Origin of the sequence: Geobacillus sp. B4113_201601, from assembly GCF_001587475.1 — a bacterium.
Taxonomy (GTDB): Bacteria; Bacillota; Bacilli; order Bacillales; family Anoxybacillaceae; genus Geobacillus; species Geobacillus icigianus.
Map to the genome: position 1 here is coordinate 1,325 of NZ_LQYX01000111.1, position 19,547 is coordinate 20,871.

Annotated in this window: 17 protein-coding genes and 1 pseudogene; 15 read left to right on the forward strand and 3 right to left on the reverse strand. The window is 54.7% G+C overall.

The features are described 5' to 3' along the window. The first annotated feature begins 43 nt into the window (after nucleotides 1-43). Both B4113_RS19140 and B4113_RS21295 read left to right on the forward strand, forming a co-directional pair. Entirely contained in the window at nucleotides 44-388 is a 345-nt protein-coding gene (locus tag B4113_RS19140) for a hypothetical protein (RefSeq protein WP_197055016.1), read from the forward strand. Between the two features lie 181 nt (nucleotides 389-569). Beyond that, nucleotides 570-725: pseudogene (locus tag B4113_RS21295) on the forward strand (type IV secretion protein Rhs); the annotation flags it as partial. A gap of 162 nt (nucleotides 726-887) precedes the next feature. Here B4113_RS21295 and B4113_RS15220 read toward each other — a convergent pair. Further along, nucleotides 888-1,574 carry a Crp/Fnr family transcriptional regulator gene (locus B4113_RS15220; protein WP_033843283.1) on the reverse strand — a complete coding sequence of 229 codons (687 nt, stop codon included), beginning with the start codon at nucleotides 1,572-1,574 and terminating at the stop codon, nucleotides 888-890. 324 nt (nucleotides 1,575-1,898) lie between these two features. Here B4113_RS15220 and argC point away from each other — a divergent pair, with 324 nt between their 5' ends. The 11 genes from argC (at nucleotide 1,899) to B4113_RS15275 (ending at nucleotide 17,332) form a co-directional block, all read left to right on the forward strand. After that, nucleotides 1,899-2,933 (forward strand): N-acetyl-gamma-glutamyl-phosphate reductase, encoded by a 1,035-nt coding sequence (gene argC, locus B4113_RS15225; protein WP_033843284.1) that lies wholly within the window; start codon nucleotides 1,899-1,901, stop codon nucleotides 2,931-2,933. A gap of 16 nt (nucleotides 2,934-2,949) precedes the next feature. Beyond that, nucleotides 2,950-4,182 carry a bifunctional ornithine acetyltransferase/N-acetylglutamate synthase gene (gene argJ / locus B4113_RS15230; RefSeq protein ID WP_033843285.1) on the forward strand — a complete coding sequence of 411 codons (1,233 nt, stop codon included), beginning with the start codon at nucleotides 2,950-2,952 and terminating at the stop codon, nucleotides 4,180-4,182. A gap of 12 nt (nucleotides 4,183-4,194) precedes the next feature. Beyond that, on the forward strand, nucleotides 4,195-4,980 hold the full coding sequence (argB, locus tag B4113_RS15235; protein ID WP_033843286.1) for an acetylglutamate kinase: 786 nt from the start codon (nucleotides 4,195-4,197) through the stop codon (nucleotides 4,978-4,980). Continuing rightward, the gene (locus tag B4113_RS15240) at nucleotides 4,977-6,149 is read left to right on the forward strand and encodes an acetylornithine transaminase (RefSeq protein ID WP_061912644.1); all 1,173 of its coding nucleotides are present in this window, start codon (nucleotides 4,977-4,979) and stop codon (nucleotides 6,147-6,149) included. The genes argB and B4113_RS15240 overlap by 4 nt, the downstream gene beginning before the upstream one ends. A gap of 76 nt (nucleotides 6,150-6,225) precedes the next feature. Further along, nucleotides 6,226-7,290 (forward strand): carbamoyl phosphate synthase small subunit, encoded by a 1,065-nt coding sequence (locus B4113_RS15245; protein ID WP_033843288.1) that lies wholly within the window; start codon nucleotides 6,226-6,228, stop codon nucleotides 7,288-7,290. Continuing rightward, nucleotides 7,283-10,411 carry a carbamoyl phosphate synthase large subunit gene (locus tag B4113_RS15250; RefSeq protein ID WP_033843290.1) on the forward strand — a complete coding sequence of 1,043 codons (3,129 nt, stop codon included), beginning with the start codon at nucleotides 7,283-7,285 and terminating at the stop codon, nucleotides 10,409-10,411. Before B4113_RS15245 ends, B4113_RS15250 begins: the two co-directional genes overlap by 8 nt. Then, the gene (gene argF / locus B4113_RS15255; protein WP_033843291.1) at nucleotides 10,408-11,346 is read left to right on the forward strand and encodes an ornithine carbamoyltransferase; all 939 of its coding nucleotides are present in this window, start codon (nucleotides 10,408-10,410) and stop codon (nucleotides 11,344-11,346) included. Before B4113_RS15250 ends, argF begins: the two co-directional genes overlap by 4 nt. 191 nt (nucleotides 11,347-11,537) lie before the next feature. Next, a complete protein-coding gene (locus B4113_RS15260; RefSeq protein ID WP_031405116.1) occupies nucleotides 11,538-11,717 on the forward strand; it encodes a YjzC family protein in 180 nt (59 codons plus the stop codon). A 113-nt stretch (nucleotides 11,718-11,830) separates the two neighbouring features. Beyond that, nucleotides 11,831-14,416, forward strand: a complete 2,586-nt coding sequence (gene clpB / locus B4113_RS15265; RefSeq protein WP_033843292.1) for an ATP-dependent chaperone ClpB — start codon at nucleotides 11,831-11,833, stop codon at nucleotides 14,414-14,416. A 132-nt stretch (nucleotides 14,417-14,548) separates the two neighbouring features. Next, nucleotides 14,549-15,121 carry a TetR/AcrR family transcriptional regulator gene (locus tag B4113_RS15270; protein ID WP_033843293.1) on the forward strand — a complete coding sequence of 191 codons (573 nt, stop codon included), beginning with the start codon at nucleotides 14,549-14,551 and terminating at the stop codon, nucleotides 15,119-15,121. A gap of 90 nt (nucleotides 15,122-15,211) precedes the next feature. Then, complete coding sequence (locus B4113_RS15275; RefSeq protein ID WP_061912656.1) at nucleotides 15,212-17,332, forward strand: MMPL family transporter; 2,121 nt, start codon at nucleotides 15,212-15,214, stop codon at nucleotides 17,330-17,332. A 378-nt stretch (nucleotides 17,333-17,710) separates the two neighbouring features. On the opposite strand, the gene B4113_RS15280 is transcribed toward B4113_RS15275, so the two are convergent. Continuing rightward, entirely contained in the window at nucleotides 17,711-17,899 is a 189-nt protein-coding gene (locus B4113_RS15280; RefSeq protein WP_033018509.1) for a YjzD family protein, read from the reverse strand. A gap of 137 nt (nucleotides 17,900-18,036) precedes the next feature. Between B4113_RS15280 and B4113_RS15285 the strand changes: the two genes are divergently transcribed. Then, nucleotides 18,037-18,777 carry a hypothetical protein gene (locus B4113_RS15285; protein WP_061912645.1) on the forward strand — a complete coding sequence of 247 codons (741 nt, stop codon included), beginning with the start codon at nucleotides 18,037-18,039 and terminating at the stop codon, nucleotides 18,775-18,777. Nucleotides 18,778-18,971: 194 nt separating this feature from the next. On the opposite strand, the gene B4113_RS15290 is transcribed toward B4113_RS15285, so the two are convergent. Further along, complete coding sequence (locus B4113_RS15290) at nucleotides 18,972-19,220, reverse strand: hypothetical protein (RefSeq protein WP_033018512.1); 249 nt, start codon at nucleotides 19,218-19,220, stop codon at nucleotides 18,972-18,974. A 91-nt stretch (nucleotides 19,221-19,311) separates the two neighbouring features. Between B4113_RS15290 and B4113_RS21045 the strand changes: the two genes are divergently transcribed. After that, on the forward strand, nucleotides 19,312-19,446 hold the full coding sequence (locus B4113_RS21045) for a hypothetical protein (protein WP_255358738.1): 135 nt from the start codon (nucleotides 19,312-19,314) through the stop codon (nucleotides 19,444-19,446). Nucleotides 19,447-19,547 lie beyond the last annotated feature (101 nt).

Consider the following 19,547-nt stretch of genomic DNA (forward strand, 5'->3'; position numbering starts at 1 on the left):
CAGTTAGAAAAGCCTAGCGAAATCAGCCTTCTTTTTTGGCGATATGTCGCTGATTTGCTCGTGGCAGCCGTTTTTCACCGGCCCTTTAGATGTTCTTGAATTAGGCCCTGAGGAAAGTCCGGCGGATGCGTTGTTATACAATTCTTATACCATTATTTGGCTACCTCTTTCAATGAAATGGGCAATATGGGGAGAAAGAAGTTATGGGATTTGTGTTTTAGGGCTTCAAAATAAGAACAATGGTGCGGATTTATTGCCGATTTTAAAAACTTGGCGTTTTATTGATCAAACAGTTCTATCATGGGTGGCACTCAATTTTGTAAATCAACAAATTCCACAAGAAATTGCTAATACGTTGTTCCTAAATTATTCTAACGGCATCAAGTAATGTGTAACGCGGAGCGATGGGGGAAGCTGGATGTAGACGGGCGGTGACGAAAGGGCACATCATGCTCTCGAGCATCGTTTCTTAAATCGAAAAGCTTTGTAGCATTGGGATCGCTTTTCATACGTTCTTCCCATCGATCAAGGGAAATTGCCGTTTTTCACCGGCCTCTTAGATATATAAAGGCGATGAAACGATCACGCACAATGTGAACGGCAACCGCTTCCAAGACGGCCAGTATCGGTATGAACGGAGCGCCGCTGATCCGCTTGTCGCGATCACCCGAGAAGGCGAAAGCGCACCGTTTGTGACGTACCAATACGATGAAGACGGCCGCCGCTATTTTTTGCAAGCCAAAAACAACCTGAGACAAGAAAAAGCGGCGGAGGAGAGAGAAATTGTTTGGAGAAGACAACCATGATTGAAGTTTCAAGAGGCTGTCTCCAAAGGGCGTAAGGCGATCTTTGGAGGTCAGCCCCTTCTTTTTTGCCGCACCCGACCGTCAGTCAATGCTGCACAGCTCGGGCGGGCAGCCTTCGCAGGCGATCTCATCGCGCAAGTATTGCAAATGGTGGACAAGAATTTTTCCTTTTTGCACGGAGATGACGCCTTTTTTCCGCAAGTCGCCGAGCATGCGGTTGACGACTTCACGGGCGGTGCCGCAAAAGTTGGCAAGCTCTTGGTTCGTAAGAGGCAGGTCGATCAAAATGCCGTCTTCTTTCATCACGCCGTAGCTGTTGCAAAGGCGGATGAGCGTGGAATAGAGCGCCCCTTTTTTGCCATGCAAAATCAAATCGCGGAATTTCGTTTGCGTTTTGCGGAAATGGAGGCTCATCCATTTCATGAACTCGATGGCCAGCTTCGGGTTGTTGGCGAGCTCTTGTTCGAGCGTCTCGCGCTTAATGGCGGAAACGACGCCGTCTTCCAGCACTTTCGCCGTCAACATGTAGCGGGCGCCGGGGCAAAAGAGCGTCAGCTCGCCGATCAAATCGCCCTCGCTGCAAATGCGCAGCGTCAGCTCTCGCCCGTCCATGTCCATTTTGCTGATTTGGATTTTCCCCGATTGAATATAGTAAATCTCGTCTGCCTTTTCCCCTTCTTGAAACAAGTACGTTCCTTTCTCAAGGCGAAGATCATGTCCAAGTGATGGAAGCCATTTCTGCCATTCACGAGATTCAACCTCGTTCATCGGATCACAACCTTGCGTAGAATGTGTCGCTATATAACAGTGTACAGGAAAAAAGAGGGAAGTCAATATAAGGATAGTGGAAAGATTGAAAACTTGTTGAACATTGGTTGAATCTTTCGTGATCGTCTGTACGCTGGAGTCAATGGGGGATGGATAAAAGAATGGATTCTATCAGTGCAGTTAGGGCAGGTTTGGCCGCTCCGTTGGGAGGTGAATGAGAAAGAAAAAAATTCCTCAAAAATTATTAAATATACATTTGATTTTATTTTTATACAGTATTATAATGGGTACTACATGAGGCACATACGGGTGAGGGGGAACGTCATGAAAGTGGCCATCATCGGGGCGACGGGATACAGCGGTGCGGAGCTGTTTCGCTTGTTGCACGGGCATCCGCACGTTGACCGCTGTGACGTCTATTCGTCGTCGCAAGATGGGATTCATTTGTCGGAAAGCTTCCCGCACATCGGTGATATCGATGATGTGGTGTTGCATAAACTGGACATTGAGGCGCTCGCCAAGTATGACGCGGTCTTTTTCGCCACGCCGCCCGGGGTGTCGGGGGAGTGGGCGCCGGCGCTTGTTGACCGTGGAGTGAAAGTGATTGACTTATCGGGTGATTTCCGTTTGAAAGACGGCGCGCTGTACGCACAATGGTACGGGCGTGAGGCGGCGCCGGCCGCGTATTTGGAGCGGGCGGTGTACGGATTGACCGAGTGGAACCGGGAAGCGATCCGCGAGGCCGAGCTTTTATCCAACCCGGGCTGCTATCCGACGGCGACGCTGCTTGGTCTGGCTCCGCTTGTCAGAGAAGGATGGGTCAGCGAAGACTCGGTCATCGTTGATGCGAAGTCGGGCGTGTCGGGCGCGGGACGGAAAGCAGGGCTCGGGACGCATTTTTCCGAAGTCAACGAAAACGTGAAAATTTATAAAGTGAATACCCATCAGCACATTCCGGAAATTGAACAAATGCTCGGAACATGGAACGAGGCGATGGAGCCGATCACGTTCAGCACCCATTTGATCCCGATGACAAGAGGCATTATGGCGACGATGTACGCGAAGGCGAAACAGCCGCTTTCCCTTAGCGATTTACTAGATTTATATAAAACAAGTTACGAAGATTCGCCGTTTGTCCGCATTCGCAAGCCGGGGCAGTTTCCGGCAACGAAAGAAGTGTACGGCTCGAACTATTGCGACATCGGCCTCGCCTATGATGAGCGGACGGGACGGGTGACGGTCGTGGCGGTGATCGATAACTTGATGAAAGGGGCTGCCGGGCAGGCGGTGCAAAACTTCAATTTGATGATGGGGTGGGATGAGGCGGAGGGCCTCCCATCCTTGCCGATCTATCCGTGAGGAAGGAGAACGAACGATGACAATGACGAAACAAACGGCGCAAGTGACGGCGCTTGCCGATGGAACGATCGTCACGCCGAAAGGATTTCAAGCGGCCGGAGTGCAAGCCGGGCTGCGCTATTCGAAAAACGATTTAGGAGTCATTATCTGCGACGTGCCAGCTTCGGCCGCCGCGGTGTATACCCAAAGCCATTTTCAGGCCGCGCCGCTGAAAGTGACGCAGGAAAGCCTTGCGGTCGAGCAAACATTGCAGGCGGTCATCGTCAACAGCGCCTGCGCGAACGCCTGCACCGGTGCGCGAGGGCTTCGCGACGCGTATGAAATGCGCGACCTGTGCGCGAAACAATTCGGCCTCGCGCCGCATCGTGTGGCCGTCGCTTCAACGGGCGTGATCGGGGAATATTTGCCGATGGAGAAAATCCGCGCCGGCATCGAAACGCTTGTCCCGGGAGCGGCGATGGCGGATGCCGAAGCGTTTCAAACCGCCATTTTAACGACCGATACGGTGATGAAGCGCGCTTGTTACCAAACGACGGTGGACGGCAAAACGGTGACGATCGGCGGGGCGGCGAAAGGGTCGGGGATGATTCACCCGAACATGGCGACGATGCTTGCGTTCATTACGACCGATGCCAATATTTCGCCGCCGGTGCTGCAGGCGGCGCTGCGAGCGGCTACGGACGTTTCGTTTAACCAAATTACGGTCGACGGTGATACGTCGACGAACGATATGGTCATCGTCATGGCAAGCGGCTTGGCTGGGAATCACGAGCTGACGCCCGATCATCCGGATTGGGGGAACTTTTACGAAGCGCTGCGAAAAACGTGCGAGGACTTGGCCAAACAAATTGCGAGAGACGGCGAGGGAGCGACAAAGCTTATTGAAGTGCGCGTGCGCGGCGCGAAAACGGATGACGAAGCGAAAAAAATCGCCAAGCAAATCGTCGGCTCCAACTTGGTGAAAACGGCCGTTTACGGCGCAGACGCCAACTGGGGGCGAATCATCGGCGCGATCGGCTATGCGGATGCCGACGTGAACCCGGACAACGTCGATGTTGCCATCGGGCCGATCGTGATGTTGAAAGGGAGCGAGCCGCAGCCGTTTTCCGAAGAGGAAGCGGCCGCCTACCTGAAAAACGACATGATCGTCATTGACGTCGATCTTCATATCGGCGATGGCGTTGGGATCGCTTGGGGCTGCGACTTGACGTACGATTACGTGAAAATTAACGCCAGCTACCGGACATAAGGGGAGAGAGAAATGGGGAACACGGTCGTGATCAAATGCGGCGGCAGCGTGCTTGATGAGCTGTCTCCCGCCTTTTTTGCCAGCGTGAAAACGATGCGCGAACAAGGGATGAATGTCGTCATCGTCCACGGCGGCGGCCCGGAAATAGGGCGAATGTTGAAAAAACTGGCGGTGCCGAGCGAGTTTGTCAACGGCTTGCGGAAAACGACCAAAGACGTGCTTGCCGTTGTAGAAATGGTGCTCTCGGGCCAAGTGAACAAACAGCTCGTCGCCATGCTCACCCAGCGCGGCTTGCCGGCTGTCGGCGTTTCGGGCGTGGACGGGGGGCTGCTCGAAGCGGAACCGATTGACTTGAATCAACTTGGCTATGTCGGCCGGGTGAAAACGGTTCGTTCCCGTCTTTTGCGCACGATGCTTGAAGCGGGCTACATCCCGGTTATTTCCCCGCTTGGCATCGACCAAAGCGGGCAAACGTACAACATTAACGCCGACACGGCGGCCGGGGCGGTGGCAGCAGCCATCGGCGCGAGCCAGCTCGCCTTTGTGACGAACGTGCCTGGCATTTTGCAAGACGGCGCGCTCGTCGAGGAAGCGACAGCGGAGATGGTCGAGCAGTTGCTCGAAGCCGGCGTCATCACCGGCGGGATGATCCCGAAAGTGAAGGCAGCGCTCTCCGCCTTGTCCGATGCGCTGCCGGAAGTGGTGATCGTCAGCGGCAAAACGCCGTTTTATGAGCAAGGGACATGGCACGGGACAACGATTCGAAAAGAAAACGAAGTGGGGGTCTACTCATCATGAGCGCGCTGTTTCCGACATACAACCGCTGGAAGATTGCTGTGCAATCGGCGGAAGGCACGGTGGTGACCGATGTCAACGGAAAACGATATCTCGATTTTGTCTCCGGTATTGCTGTTTGCAACCTCGGCCATCGTCATCCGCACGTCCAACAGGCGATTGAAAAGCAACTCAATCAATATTGGCACGTATCGAATCTGTTTACGATCCCGATTCAGGAAGAAGTCGCTTCCTTGCTTGTCGCTCATAGCGCCGGAGATTGCGTCTTTTTCTGCAACAGCGGGGCCGAGGCGAACGAAGCGGCGTTAAAGCTGGCGCGCAAACATACGGGAAGGCACAAAGTGATTACGTTCCAGCAATCGTTTCACGGCCGGACGTTTGCGACGATGGCCGCGACCGGGCAGGAGAAAGTGCATAGCGGATTCGGACCGCTCCTTCCGGAATTTATCCATTTGCCGTTCAATGATGTGGCTGCGCTGAAAGAAGCCATGAGCGATGAGATCGCGGCGGTGATGCTTGAGGTCGTCCAAGGCGAAGGGGGCGTCCGCCCGGTGGACCCGGCGTTTTTGCAAACGGCGGCCGAGCTGTGTCAAACATACGGCGCGCTCCTGATCATTGACGAAGTGCAAACCGGCATCGGCCGGACCGGGAAGCCGTTTGCTTACCAGCATTTTGGCATTGAGCCGGATATCATGACGGTCGCCAAAGGACTTGGCAGCGGCATTCCGGTGGGGGCGATGATCGGCAAAGCGTTTTTGCAGGAGTCGTTCGGTCTTGGGGTGCACGGATCGACGTTTGGCGGCAACCCGATCGCGATGGCCGCCGCTAAGGCGACGCTTGAGGTCGTGTTCGATCCGGCGTTTTTGCAAGAGGTGCAAGAAAAGGGGAGCTACTTGCTCGGACGGTTAAACGAGGCGCTCTCCCCGCTTGACATCGTCACGGACGTGCGCGGGCTCGGACTGCTGGTCGGTGTGGAATGTCAAATGGATGTCGGGCCGCTGTTGCCTTTGATTCATGAAAGCGGCTTGCTCGTTTTGCCGGCCGGACCGAAGGTGATCCGCCTGCTGCCGCCGCTTGTCGTCACGAAAGCGGAAATCGATCGAGCGGTCGAGATGTTGGCAGCGGTGTTGAAAAACGCGGAGGCGTCGGCCGTGTTGTCACCTGATGGTTGAAGGGGCTCGTTTTTATTCCTGTTCATGCATAAAAATTCCCTAACGGTTATAAAAATCAAACGATGAGGTGGCGCCAATGAAAGCGTACTTGCATCTGGCCAGCGGAAAAACGTTCAGCGGCGAGCTCGCCGTTCCGCTGGCGGAAAAGGTGAGCGGGGAGATCGTCTTTTTCACCGGCATGACCGGGTACCAAGAGGTGCTGACCGATCCGTCGTATAAAAATCAAATGATCGTCTTTACGTATCCGCTCATCGGCAATTATGGCATCAATGAAGAAGACTTTGAAAGCAAGCGCCCGCATGTGGAGGCGGTCATCGTCTACGAGGCGAGCCGTGAAGGGTTTCATTACGGGGCGAAATACAGCCTGGCAGAATATTTGCGGCATTGGAACATTCCGCTGCTCACCCACGTCGATACGCGCGCCCTTGTCAAAGAAATCCGCACCGAAGGGACGATGATGACGGAGTTAAGCTTGTCGTCCGTTCCCTCTGTCTTCCGTGAAGAAGCAGCGTTCCCGGTGCGCGCTGTGTCGACGAAACGAATGGAGACGTATGGCCGCGGGGGGCCGCATATTGTGCTTCTCGATTTCGGCTATAAAAAATCGATTTTGCGCTCGCTCGTTGCGCGCGGCTGCCAGGTGACGGTCGTGCCGCACGATACGACGCCGGAAGCGATTGAGGCGCTCAAGCCGGATGGGCTTGTCCTCTCCAACGGCCCTGGCGATCCGAAACAGCTGCGCCATCAACTTCCCGTTATTCGCCAGCTGATCGATCGGTATCCGACGCTCGCCATCTGCCTTGGCCATCAGCTTGTCGCCCTGGCGTACGGGGCGGATACGGAAAAGCTCCGCTTCGGTCATCGCGGAGCGAATCAGCCGGTGTGGGACGCGGTGAAACAAAACGTCGTCATGACGTCGCAAAACCATAGCTATGTTGTCAAAGAGGACAGTTTGGCGGCCACACCGCTTGCCATTCGCTTCATCAACGTCAACGACGGCTCCATCGAAGGGATGATCCATCGCCATAAGCCGATTTTATCGGTGCAATACCATCCGGAGGCGCATCCGGGGCCGCACGATACCGGCTATATTTTCGATGAGTTTTTGCAAACCGTCGCAAAGGGAGAGAAAGTCTATGCCTAAAGATTCCTCGCTTCAATCGATTCTCCTGATCGGGTCGGGGCCGATCGTCATCGGCCAAGCGGCTGAGTTTGACTATTCCGGCACGCAGGCGTGCATCGCCTTAAAAGAAGAAGGATACCGCGTCATTTTAGTGAACAACAATCCGGCGACGATCATGACCGATGACGTCCACGCCGATGCCGTCTATTTCGAACCGCTCACCGTCGACGCCGTCGAAGCGATCATCGCCAAGGAACGGCCGGATGGGCTGCTGGCCACATTCGGCGGCCAAACCGGGCTCAACTTGGCGTTTCAGCTGCATGAAGCCGGCGTGCTGGAAACATACGGGGTGAGACTGCTCGGAACACCGATTGAAGCCATTCAGCGCGGAGAAGACCGCGAAGCGTTCCGCGCGCTGATGCAAGAGCTTGGCGAACCGGTGCCGGAGAGCGAAATTGTCACAAGCGTCGAAGAAGCGGTCGCGTTTGCCGAAAAAATCGGTTTTCCGATCATTATTCGTCCTGCCTATACGCTCGGTGGGACGGGCGGCGGCATTGCCGACAACATGGAGCAGTTCATTGCGCTGGTGGAAAAAGGCTTGGCCGAAAGCCCGATTCGCCAATGTTTAATCGAGCGGAGCGTCGCCGGATTTAAAGAGATTGAATATGAAGTGATGCGCGACCAATCGAATACGTGCATCACGGTTTGCAATATGGAAAACGTTGATCCCGTCGGCATCCACACCGGCGATTCGATCGTCGTCGCGCCGTCGCAGACGCTGACGGATGAGGAATACCAAATGCTTCGTTCTTCAGCGGTGAAAATCATTTCGGCCTTAGGGATCATCGGCGGCTGCAACATTCAATTCGCCCTTGATCCGAACAGCAAGCAATACTACTTAATCGAAGTCAACCCGCGCGTCAGCCGTTCGTCAGCGCTCGCCTCGAAAGCGACCGGCTATCCGATCGCCCGCATCGCCGCCAAACTGGCTGTCGGCTATACGCTGGCCGAACTCGTCAATCCGGTGACGAAAACAACGTATGCCAGCTTCGAGCCAGCCTTGGATTATGTCGTCGTCAAGTTTCCGCGCTTGCCGTTTGACAAGTTTCCGCATGCGGACCGCAAGCTCGGCACGCAGATGAAGGCGACCGGAGAAGTGATGGCGATCGACCGCAACATGGAGCGAGCGTTCCAAAAAGCGGTGCAGTCGCTTGAAGGCAAAAACAACGGGCTGTTTTGGCCGGAACTTGCGGCGAAAACGAACGATGAGCTGAAACAACTGCTTGTTGACAAAGACGACCGCCGCTTTTTCGCTATCTTGGAATTGCTCCGCCGCGGGGTGACGGTCGAAGACATTCACACATGGACGAAAATCGACCGCTTTTTCCTTCGCTCGTTTGAGCGGCTCGTGGCGCTCGAAAAACAGGCGACAGCTGCGTCAATCGATACGATTGATGAAGCGACCTTCCGCTTTTTGAAAGAAAAAGGATGCAGCGACGCCTTTTTGGCCGAAACGTGGGGCGTGACCGAGCTTGACGTGCGCCGCAAGCGGAAAGAGCTTGGCATCGTGCCGTCGTACAAAATGGTTGACACGTGTGCGGCCGAGTTCCATTCGGAAACGGATTACTACTACTCGACGTATTTCGGCGAAGACGAGCGGAAGAAAGCGAGCGGCAAGGAGAAAGTGCTGATCATCGGCGCCGGACCGATTCGCATCGGCCAAGGGATTGAGTTTGATTACAGCTCTGTTCACAGCGTGTTCGCGTTGCAACAAGAAGGGTATGAGACGGTGATGATCAACAACAATCCGGAAACGGTGTCGACCGATTTTGCCGTCGCTGACCGCCTGTACTTTGAGCCATTGACCTTAGAGAGCGTCCTCGATGTCATGGAAGCCGAACAAATCAAGCATATCATTGTTCAATTCGGCGGCCAGACGGCGATCAATTTGGTCAAAGGACTCGAGGAAGCCGGTGTGCCGCTGCTTGGCGTCACCTACGAGATCATTGACCAGCTGGAAGATCGCGACCGTTTTTACCAGTTGCTTGAGGAGCTTGACATTCCGCACGTCCCCGGCTTGATGGCGAACAACGCCGAAGAGCTCGTCGCCAAAGCGGCCGCGATCGGCTATCCGGTGCTGCTTCGCCCGTCGTATGTGATCGGCGGCCGCGGCATGTTCATCGTCCGGAACGAGATCCAGCTTGCCGCGTTGATCGAACAAGGTGAGTTGACGTATCCGATTTTGATCGATGCGTATTTGGACGGGAAAGAGGCGGAGGCAGACATCGTGACAGACGGAACGGACCTGTTGCTGCCGACGATCATCGAACATGTCGAAAAAGCCGGCGTCCACTCCGGCGACAGCTACGCTTGGCTGCCGGCGCAGACGCTCACAGACGAAGAAAAAGCGAAAATCATCGACTATGCGGGCCGGATTGCCAACAAACTCGGCTTCAAAGGAATCATGAACATTCAATATGTCATTGCCGATGGCCATGTGTATGTGCTTGAAGTCAATCCGCGCGCGAGCCGGACGGTGCCGATCGTCAGCAAAACGACCGGCGTGCCGCTGGCGCAAATTGCGACAAAATTATTGCTTGGGAAATCGCTTGTCGACATGGTCGATGAAAACATGCGTAAATTGGCGGTCATGCCGTACGTTGTGTTGAAGTACCCCGTATTTTCCACGTACAAACTGCCGGGCGTTGACCCGACCGTTGGGCCGGAAATGAAATCGACCGGTGAAGGCATCAGCATCGCCGCGACGAAGGAAGAAGCGGCGTACAAGGCGTTTTACGCCTACTTGCAAAAGAAAGCGAACGCCAATGAAATGTACGTCATCGGCGGCATCGATGAAGCGCTGGCGGCGGAAATCGAAGCGAAACAGCTGGTGATGGTATCCGAGCTCCCGTTTGCTGAGTGGGTGAAACGCGATACGGCGCTGGCGGTGATCGACTTGGGCAAAGAGGAAGGCGAGGCGCCGAAACGAATGGCTGCATTGTCCCGACAATTGCTCGTCTTCACAGAGCCCGAGACGTTGAAGCTCTTCTTGCAGGCGCTCGCTGTCGATCAGCTCGATGTGCAGCCGATTTACAGCTGGCTGGAAAAGAAAAAACAGGCAGAACAGGCGGTGATTTTATGAATGCAGTCATGTCACTGAAAGGAAGAGATGTGTTAACGCTGCTTGATTTTTCCACAGATGAAATTTTCGATTTGTTGGCGCTCGCCGCCGACTTAAAGGCGAAACAAAAAGCAGGGATTCCGTATACGCCGCTTGTCGGCAAAACGATGGCGATGATTTTTGAAAAGCCGTCAACGCGCACGCGCGTGTCGTTTGAAGTCGGCATGATCCAGCTCGGCGGCCAAGCGCTCTACTTGAATGGCAACGACCTGCAGCTCGGCCGCGGCGAAACGATCGCCGATACGGCGCGCGTCTTATCGCAATACGTGGATGTCATGATGATCCGGACGTTTGCCCACGAAAAGGTCGAAGAATTGGCGGAATACGCGTCGGTTCCGGTCATCAACGGCTTGACCGATGACGACCATCCGTGCCAAGCGCTGGCGGATTTGCTGACGATTTATGAAGTGAAAAAAACGTTCCAAGGCCTCAAGCTCGCCTATGTCGGCGACGGCAACAACGTCGCCAACGCGCTCCTAGCAGCCGCGGCGAAAGTGGGCATGGATGTGGCCATCGCCTGTCCGCCCGGCTATGAACCGAAAGCCGCCTATGTGGAGGCGGCGCGCCAAATAGGGGAAAAAACGGGCGCCGCTGTCACGGTGACCCACGACCCGCTTGAGGCCGTGGCGGGGGCTGATGCGATTTATACCGATGTCTGGACGAGCATGGGCCAAGAGAGCGAAAGCGCCGAGCGGCTTCGCGTGTTTCAGCCGTACCAAGTGAATGAAGAGCTCGTCAAAGCGGCCAAACCCGATTACCTCTTTTTGCACTGCCTGCCGGCCCACCGCGGCGAGGAAGTGACCGCCGGCGTTATAGACGGACCGAACTCGTTCGTCTTTGAGCAGGCCGGCAACCGGCTTCATGCTCAAAAAGCGATTTTAGTGTCGATCCTATAGAAAAAGGAATTCCCGCTTCGGGAGTTCCTTTTTCGCTCTTACTAAGGAAAAAGGATTTCCGGAGGGGAACACTTTTTCCTTGTCAAAGGCTTGGCGCTCCGTGTGCGGCGGCCCCATCATTTCCCTTCTTATGAACAGCGGCGAAACCGGGAATGCTAACAAATGCAATCGAAGCAAGGGGGATGAAACCAATGGGTCAACCGCGCCATTTTAAACCGGGAGACAAAGCGCCGAACAACGGCATTTACATTGAGATCGGCGAAACGGGAGACAATGTGAAACATCCAAAAAAGCTGAAACTAAAAGCCGGCGATACGTTTCCGGAAACGTCGAACCATAACCGGCATTGGACGTATTTGCGCAAGCCGTAAGGCCGATGAAACGAAAAGCCATTCCCATCGCGGAGTGGCTTTTGGTTTGCTTACCGGGCGGTGGATCCGCTATAATCATTTATAGTCAAAAAAGGTCAAATGGAGGGAACGGCATGGATGCAAGCCGTTTGACGGAAAAACTGCAAGAGGCGTTCATGGCGGCGCAATCGCTCGCCAAAGAACGGCATCATCAACAGCTCGATGTCGAGCACCTGCTGTTGGCGCTCTTTGAACAAGAAGGCGGCCTGGCGCCGCGGTTGTTGGAGCTTTCGGGCGCTGACAAGGAAAAGGCCGCTGACTGGCTGCGCCACCAGCTTCGTCAAAAACCGGAAGTGCATGGGGCGGACGGGCAGCTGTATGTTGCGCCCGCCTTGGCGCGGCTGCTTGAGGAAGCCGAAGCGGAAGCAAAACGGATGCAAGACGAGTACATATCGGTTGAACATGTGCTGCTCGCGTTGCCTCGCGGCGCCGAGCCGGTCGCCCGGCAGCTGGCGCCGTTTGGGGTGACGCGTGAAGCGCTGTTGGCCGCACTGACAAAAGTAAGGGGGAATCAACGCGTGACAAGTCCGAATCCAGAGGCGACGTACGAGGCATTGACCAAATACGGCCGCGATTTAGTGGCGGAAGCCAGAGCAGGGAAAATCGACCCGGTCATCGGCCGCGACAGTGAAATTCGCCGTGTCATCCGCATTTTGTCGCGCAAAACGAAAAACAATCCGGTGTTGATCGGCGAGCCGGGCGTGGGGAAAACGGCCATTGTGGAAGGGCTCGCCCAGCGCATCGTGCGCAAAGACGTCCCGGAAGGCTTGAAAGACAAAACGATTTTCGCGCTTGATATGAGTGCGCTTGTTGCTGGAGCGAAGTTTCGCGGTGAATTTGAAGAGCGGCTGAAAGCGGTGCTCAATGAAATCAAAAAAAGCGACGGCCGCATCATTTTGTTCATTGACGAGCTGCATACGATCGTCGGCGCCGGCCGGGCCGAGGGGGCGATGGACGCCGGCAATATGTTAAAGCCGATGCTCGCCCGCGGCGAGCTGCGCTGCATTGGAGCGACGACGCTTGATGAGTACCGGCAATACATCGAAAAAGACCCGGCGCTCGAGCGCCGCTTCCAACAAGTATTGGTCCAAGAGCCGAGCGTCGAAGACACGATTTCGATTTTGCGCGGGCTGAAAGAGCGGTACGAAGTGCACCATGGCGTGAAAATTCACGATCGCGCGCTCGTCGCGGCTGCGGTGTTGTCCGACCGTTACATCTCTGACCGCTTTTTGCCTGACAAAGCGATTGATTTGGTCGATGAAGCGTGCGCGACGATCCGCACGGAAATGGATTCGATGCCGTCCGAACTCGATGAAGTGATGCGCCGCGTCATGCAGCTCGAGATTGAAGAGGCGGCCTTAAGCAAAGAAACGGATGAAGCGAGCCGCGCGCGGCTTGCGGCATTGCAAAAAGAACTCGCTGATTTGCGCGAAAAAGCGAACGCCATGAAAGCAAAATGGCAGCAGGAAAAAGAAGCGCTTGACCGCGTCCGCCGTCTGCGTGAGGCGCTCGAGCGGGCCAAACGCGAACTGGAAGAGGCGGAAAACGACTATGATTTAAACAAGGCGGCCGAGCTTCGCCATGGCCGCATTCCGCAGCTGGAAAAGCAACTCAAACAGCTTGAGCAAGAAATCAGTGAGCAAAGTGAAGGGAAATTGCTGCGTGAAGAAGTGACGGAAGAAGAGATTGCCGAAATCGTGTCGCGCTGGACGGGCATTCCGCTCACCCGCCTTGTCGAAGGGGAGCGGGAAAAGCTGCTTCGCCTTCATGAATGGCTGCACAGGCGGGTCATCGGTCAAGAGGAGGCGGTCGGGCTCGTCGCCGATGCCATCTTGCGGGCGCGCGCCGGCTTGAAAGATCCGCACCGCCCGATCGGTTCGTTTTTGTTCCTCGGACCGACCGGCGTCGGCAAAACGGAACTGGCCAAAGCGCTCGCCGAAGCACTGTTTGACAGCGAGGAGCAACTCATTCGTTTGGACATGTCCGAGTATATGGAAAAACACGCTGTCTCCCGCTTGATCGGAGCGCCGCCCGGCTATGTCGGCTATGAGGAAGGCGGCCAGCTGACCGAGGCGGTGCGGCGCAAGCCATATTCCGTTCTGTTGTTTGATGAAATCGAAAAAGCGCATCCGGACGTGTTCAACATCCTGCTGCAGTTGCTCGATGACGGGCGGCTCACCGATTCGCACGGACGGACGGTCGATTTTAAAAACACGGTCGTCATCATGACATCGAACATCGGCTCGCCGCTGTTGTTGGAAAACAACCAGGGCGGCATCGATGAGGGCACGCGCAACGAAGTGCTTGGCCAATTGCGCGCCCATTTTCGCCCCGAGTTTTTAAACCGCATCGACGATATCGTCTTGTTCAAGCCGTTGTCGATGAACGAAGTAAAAGGCATCGTCGACAAATTCGCCCGCGAATTGTCGGGCCGTTTGGCCGATCGGCATATCGAGCTCGCGCTGACCGAAGCGGCGAAGCAATACATCGCCGAAGCGGGCTTCGACCCAGTATACGGCGCCCGCCCGCTCAAACGGTTTATGCAAAAACAAATCGAAACGCCTCTCGCCAAAGCGTTGATCGCTGGGCAGGTGAAAGAACATAGCGCCGTGACGGTCGATGTCGAAGACGGCACAATCATCATCCGGCCGTCTTCGTGAGCGCCGCTGTGGCTCTGCAAGTAAAAGAGGAACATGTGCCTGCCGGAGAAAAAGAAGCCCCAACGGTGGTGGGGGCTTCTTTTCTTCGCCGGGCGGTGGGCGTATAATGGGGAGCGAAAGGAGGGCTTCCGGGTGGCACGGGAACGGAAGATTTCGCTGACAGAACTGTTTGCCCAAACGAAACAACTTCTTCTCGAACACGGGTACGAAGGATTTACGTTCGGCCTGCTCGCTGATCGGCTCGGAGTCGCGCGCAGCGCCATTTACAAATATTTCGAGAACAAAGAGGAATTGATCACCGCCTATATGGTCGACGAAATGGAACAAGTGTTTGAAAAGCTCACCCGCATTCACGATTTTCCAGCGTTTGAAGAGCAATTTCGCTTTTTGCTCGATTTGATTTTATACCACGATGACCTACATGAGATGATTGCCATCGGAAAGAAAATTCCCGAGACTCACCCGAAAGTGAAGGAAAACAAACGCCGTCTCGCGCAATTTCACGAGCGGATGTATGACGAAGTGCAGCCGGTGATTCAGCGAGGAAAACGGGAAGGGAAAATGAAACCGCATCTTCCTGATCGGGTGATTCTGGGGTATATTTTCCAGTCCGCAGCGGTCCCTCATTTTCCCGGTATTTCGTTGGCGGAATGGGCGGAAAGCATTCGCGAAATCATTATGCACGGTGTGTTGAACGGAAATTGACAACAGTGTCACTTTCCCCTTATCATGAAATTGTGCTGAAAGTGACGAATGTGTCACTTTGCGCAAACTAGGAAAAACGGGGGAATGGATATGAGCAGATGGCTGCGCGCTGTCACGGATTGGGTGGCGACAAAAAAAGGCATGTGGTGGACGTTGGCGTTGTGGCTGGCGGCGATCGGGGCATTAGCCGCGTTGGCGCCCAACGTGAAGCAATACGAAGCATCCAGCATCGAAACGGTGCCGAAAGAGGCGCAGTCGATGGTGGCGCAGGCGAAAGTCGATCGGTATTTTCAGGCCGATGACGGCATTCCTGCTATTTTCGTGTTTCGCTCAGAAAAGGAACCGGTCTCTAAAGACGCGCTGCAGCGTTTGCTGATGCAAATTCAACAGCAGCATCAAGAGGCGATTGAAAAGCTTGTTCCGGTCGCTTCTCTTCCGCCGCAAGCGGCCGCCAGCTTTTTCGCCAAGGACGGGAAAACCGTTGTCGTTCCTGTGACGTATAAAGGATCGTTGGAATCGAAAGAGATCGAGGCGTTGAACAAAGACATTCGGCAACTGGTCAACAACAAGAGCGCTATGAAACTGTATATTACCGGACCGGCCGGCATTGCGGCCGATACGCTCGCCTTGTTTTCGCGCGCGGATGTCGTCCTCCTCTTGTCAACGGTCGGATTGATTTTAGTGCTGCTGATCGTCATTTACCGCTCGCCGCTCTTGGCGCTGATTCCGCTTGTCGTCGCCGGGATGGTGTACGGGGTGGTCGGGCAGCTGCTCGGGCTGTTAGGGCGAGGGGGGCTCGTCATCTCGAAACAAACGGTGTCGATCATGTCCATTTTACTGTTCGCAGCAATTACCGATTACTCATTGTTTATTTTTTCCCGCTACCGCGAGGAGCTGAAACGGCATGAGAACAAGCGGGAAGCGATGAGGCAGGCGATGCGCGAAACCGGGCTGCCCGTGTTGTTTTCCGGCGGCACCGTGTTGGCGGCGATGCTCGTGTTGTTTTTCGCGAAATTGGGCGATTACCGCAATTTCGCCCCCACGTTCGCCCTAGCGATGGCCGTCATTATGATCGCGTCGGTGACGTTGATTCCAGCCTTGTTCACGTTGTTTGGGCGCAAAGCGTTTTGGCCGAACATTCCGCGCGTCGGTGAGAACAAAGCGAGGGGAAGACGGACGTTTTGGGAAACAGTCGCTCGCTTTGTCGCCGCCAAGCCGCGTCTGACTGTAGCGGTCATTGGAGCGCTGTTAGTGGTGCTCGCTAGCCATTCGCCTTTTTTGCGTTATGAGTATGATTTGATCAAATCGTTCCCGCAAGATATGCCGTCACGCCAAGGATATGAGTTGCTCGAGAAGCATTTTGCCAAAGGGGAGTTGGCGCCGACAACGGTGTTGTATGAAGGAAAAGAGGCGCTGTCCCCGCAACAGCTTGCCCGGCTGCAGGACGAACTCGGAAAGCAGCCGCTTGTCAGTGAGGTGCGCCCGGCCGGCACGGCGGATGACGGGCGGGTCGTCTCGTTTACGCTGACGTTTCGGGAAAACCCGTACGAGGCGAAAACGCTCGATGCGCTAGAACGGATCATCGACCGGAAAGAAACGATTCTCAACGAAAGCGGGCTTGACGGACGTCTCTATTTTGCCGGAGAGACGGCGGCGAAGGTGGATGAGCGGGCGCTGAACCATCGCGATACCGTTGTCATCGTTTCGCTGGAGACGGTTCTCATTTTCCTTTTGCTGTTCGCGCTGACAAAATCGGTTAAGCGGTCGCTGTATATGATCGGCACGATTCTTGTCTCATTCGCGTCCGCGCTTGGTCTTGGCATTTGGCTCGCCGACGGCCTGTTTGACATCAACGCTGTCAGCGACCGCGTGCCCATTTATGCGTTTGTCTTTTTGGTGGCGCTTGGCATTGACTATAACATCATACTCGTGTCGCGCTTTCAAGAAGAGTGGCGAACCCATTCCGTCAAGGGGGCGGTTGAGCGAGCGGTCGCCCACACTGGCGGTGTCATTTCGTCGGCCGGCCTCATTTTGGCGGCGACGTTTGCCGTGCTGATGACGCAGCCGGTTCAGCTATTGTTCGTGTTTGGCTTTCTTGTGGCCATCGGCATTTTGCTGGATACGTTTTTGATTCGCGGCATGTTGCTGCCGGGGCTGATCGTTTGGTTGGAAAAGGAGCGCACGGAACGTCCGCAGCCCGGAAATAGCTGATCATCCGGCGCGTTTCGCTATAGCCATCCGGATGATTCTGGCCATGTTCAATCGGGCGGCTCGCTTCATCGCCAACTCGAGAAAGGAAGGGAGCGGCCGGAGACGGAAACCGGGGCGTTCGAATATGTGGCTATGAAGAAAGCAGGGAAAAACCGGGTTCCTGTTAGATTTTTCGGCTTCGGATGTAAGAAGGCGGATGGGCTGTTAGGGGCCCATTTGCCAACAAGGGGTCGAACGAAAAGGTGGTCTGCCTTCAAGATCGATACGATCGATCGTGCAGCAGAAACAGTCAGCACGTATATAGAGCAACGAAAGAGGGTATCCCGATCCTTTTGGGATACCCTCTCCTTTGCTCTTGTGCGTTTACAAGCCATAAGGTTAATGATGGTGATTTCCGGCTGGTTCATCCGGAATCAGGGCTGCCACCACAATGATTAGAACTGTCAAGATCACGCCGAGCAGCGCGCCGGTCGCGAAATCGTAGCTGATGCCCTGCATCGAGCTCATGACGTAGGTGGCCATTTGCATGAGCAAAAACGTCCAAAAAAACGTCCAGAATAGGCGCATTTTTTGCTCCTCCCATCTTTGTCTCATTTCCTTGTTCTATCTTATCATAAATGACGCCTATAGGCATATACCCGGACGTTTTTTTTCGCCTGACATATCGTATACTGTACCATTATGCATTGCCAAAACAAGGGTGAATGGAAACGATGGCAGGACAACAGCGGTTTTTTCAACTTGATGAGCCATGGTGCATCGTTCATATACCGGAGCGCCCAAATGGATTTGCCCTTTTTGTCATCGGCGATGGCGACCATTTTGTGAACGAACGGACGAGTTTTTGGCTGGAACATCCGACGCGGCGGCAATGGCTCGAGGAGTGGCTCGAACGCGGGTACACGGTCTTTTCGTCCCATTTGTACGGAAGGCATTGGGGAAGTCCAAAGGCGGTTCGGCTGGCGCGCCAGCTCGTTTACTCCGTGCTGAAAAGTGAAATTGTCAATTCGCGCATTTATCTCGTCGCGGAAGGAATGGGCGCGCTCATCGCTTCGCAGCTGCTCAGTGTCATGCCAAGGCAAATGCGGGCGGTCGCCATGATCAATCCTTGCCTTGATGTTCGCGCCCAGCTTGATCATGAACGGGACCATCCGCTCATGTACCGGCGGATGGTGAAAGAGATCGCCTTCGCGTATGGCATGAAAGAAGAAGAGGTGCCGGAGGCCGTTCCCGCCCTGTTCTTGAGTCCGCACGATGTTCCTGTGATCATTTGGCAACTCTCCGGTGTGAGCCCGTATCCATTTGCCTTGCACGGCCGAAGATATGAGCAATGGATGAAAGCGACCAACCGCCATGTGCGCATCATCGATGAACTGCCGGAAAAGCGGCCCCAACTTGCGGCGCAAATCGCTCGCTTTTTTCATCAGCACAATGAGCTTCCGTGATCAAAGAGCGCACTGGATGGGAAAATACAGACCGGTGCGGAGAACAGCCGGCCAACGTTGGGCCGCTTTTTGAACAGCGACCAATCGGGCTGAAAGGCTGTCCATTTTATAAAGAAGAGAAAGGCCCCGAAAACGGGAGAGGAACGGGAAGGGAAAAAGGGTGACCCGCTGCCAAATAGTGGGCACCTTTTGAATTATTTTTTGAATAGCTCAACAAGCGATGTCATTTTTCTCATCAGCGGTTTCAGTTGCTGCAGCGAATCGGTCAGCGCGCCAACTTGATCAAACAGCTTCACCCAGTCAATGTCAGGCAGCGGGAGCGCTTCATTTTCCCCCGTCTCTTCCTGCCGCTCTGCTCGCCGCGGCGGAAAAGGTTGAAACATCAGGCGGGAAAAACGATCGGTCGCCTTGTTGGATGGTTTTGACGCTGGGCTGTCGGCCATGCGTATCTCCTCCTTTTTCGATGATCGTCTTACCGTTATCGTATGGGAAAGCGGGAAAAACGGTTTGGACCATCGTCCTAGGGGGATGGTGATGAAAGCGCGCACACCGCTTCCTAGCATCGTTTCTCAAATAGAAAAACCGGTTGCATCAGCTTCTATGTTCACGCGTTCCATCATCGATCGAGGCAAACAGCGATTTTTCACCAGCCTTCTAGGAGTCTGGTGATTTCATCATGGATACGGCTTTGCCACGTCATTTCTCAATTCGAAAAACCTTGTTGCATCGATCCTGCTTTTCGCCCATTCCCCCATTGAGTAAGGGAGCCG

What these genes read in the sequence shown, in the direction of transcription:
- B4113_RS19140 (WP_197055016.1), top strand. Translation starts at nt 44, where the DNA reads ATGTCGCTGATTTGCTCGTGGCAGCCGTTTTTCACCGGCCCTTTAGAT.
- B4113_RS15220 (WP_033843283.1), bottom strand. Translation starts at nt 1,574, where the DNA reads ATGAACGAGGTTGAATCTCGTGAATGGCAGAAATGGCTTCCATCACTT.
- argC (WP_033843284.1), top strand. Translation starts at nt 1,899, where the DNA reads ATGAAAGTGGCCATCATCGGGGCGACGGGATACAGCGGTGCGGAGCTG.
- argJ (WP_033843285.1), top strand. Translation starts at nt 2,950, where the DNA reads ATGACAATGACGAAACAAACGGCGCAAGTGACGGCGCTTGCCGATGGA.
- argB (WP_033843286.1), top strand. Translation starts at nt 4,195, where the DNA reads ATGGGGAACACGGTCGTGATCAAATGCGGCGGCAGCGTGCTTGATGAG.
- B4113_RS15240 (WP_061912644.1), top strand. Translation starts at nt 4,977, where the DNA reads ATGAGCGCGCTGTTTCCGACATACAACCGCTGGAAGATTGCTGTGCAA.
- B4113_RS15245 (WP_033843288.1), top strand. Translation starts at nt 6,226, where the DNA reads ATGAAAGCGTACTTGCATCTGGCCAGCGGAAAAACGTTCAGCGGCGAG.
- B4113_RS15250 (WP_033843290.1), top strand. Translation starts at nt 7,283, where the DNA reads ATGCCTAAAGATTCCTCGCTTCAATCGATTCTCCTGATCGGGTCGGGG.
- argF (WP_033843291.1), top strand. Translation starts at nt 10,408, where the DNA reads ATGAATGCAGTCATGTCACTGAAAGGAAGAGATGTGTTAACGCTGCTT.
- B4113_RS15260 (WP_031405116.1), top strand. Translation starts at nt 11,538, where the DNA reads ATGGGTCAACCGCGCCATTTTAAACCGGGAGACAAAGCGCCGAACAAC.
- clpB (WP_033843292.1), top strand. Translation starts at nt 11,831, where the DNA reads ATGGATGCAAGCCGTTTGACGGAAAAACTGCAAGAGGCGTTCATGGCG.
- B4113_RS15275 (WP_061912656.1), top strand. Translation starts at nt 15,212, where the DNA reads ATGAGCAGATGGCTGCGCGCTGTCACGGATTGGGTGGCGACAAAAAAA.
- B4113_RS15280 (WP_033018509.1), bottom strand. Translation starts at nt 17,899, where the DNA reads ATGCGCCTATTCTGGACGTTTTTTTGGACGTTTTTGCTCATGCAAATG.
- B4113_RS15285 (WP_061912645.1), top strand. Translation starts at nt 18,037, where the DNA reads ATGGAAACGATGGCAGGACAACAGCGGTTTTTTCAACTTGATGAGCCA.
- B4113_RS15290 (WP_033018512.1), bottom strand. Translation starts at nt 19,220, where the DNA reads ATGGCCGACAGCCCAGCGTCAAAACCATCCAACAAGGCGACCGATCGT.
- B4113_RS21045 (WP_255358738.1), top strand. Translation starts at nt 19,312, where the DNA reads ATGAAAGCGCGCACACCGCTTCCTAGCATCGTTTCTCAAATAGAAAAA.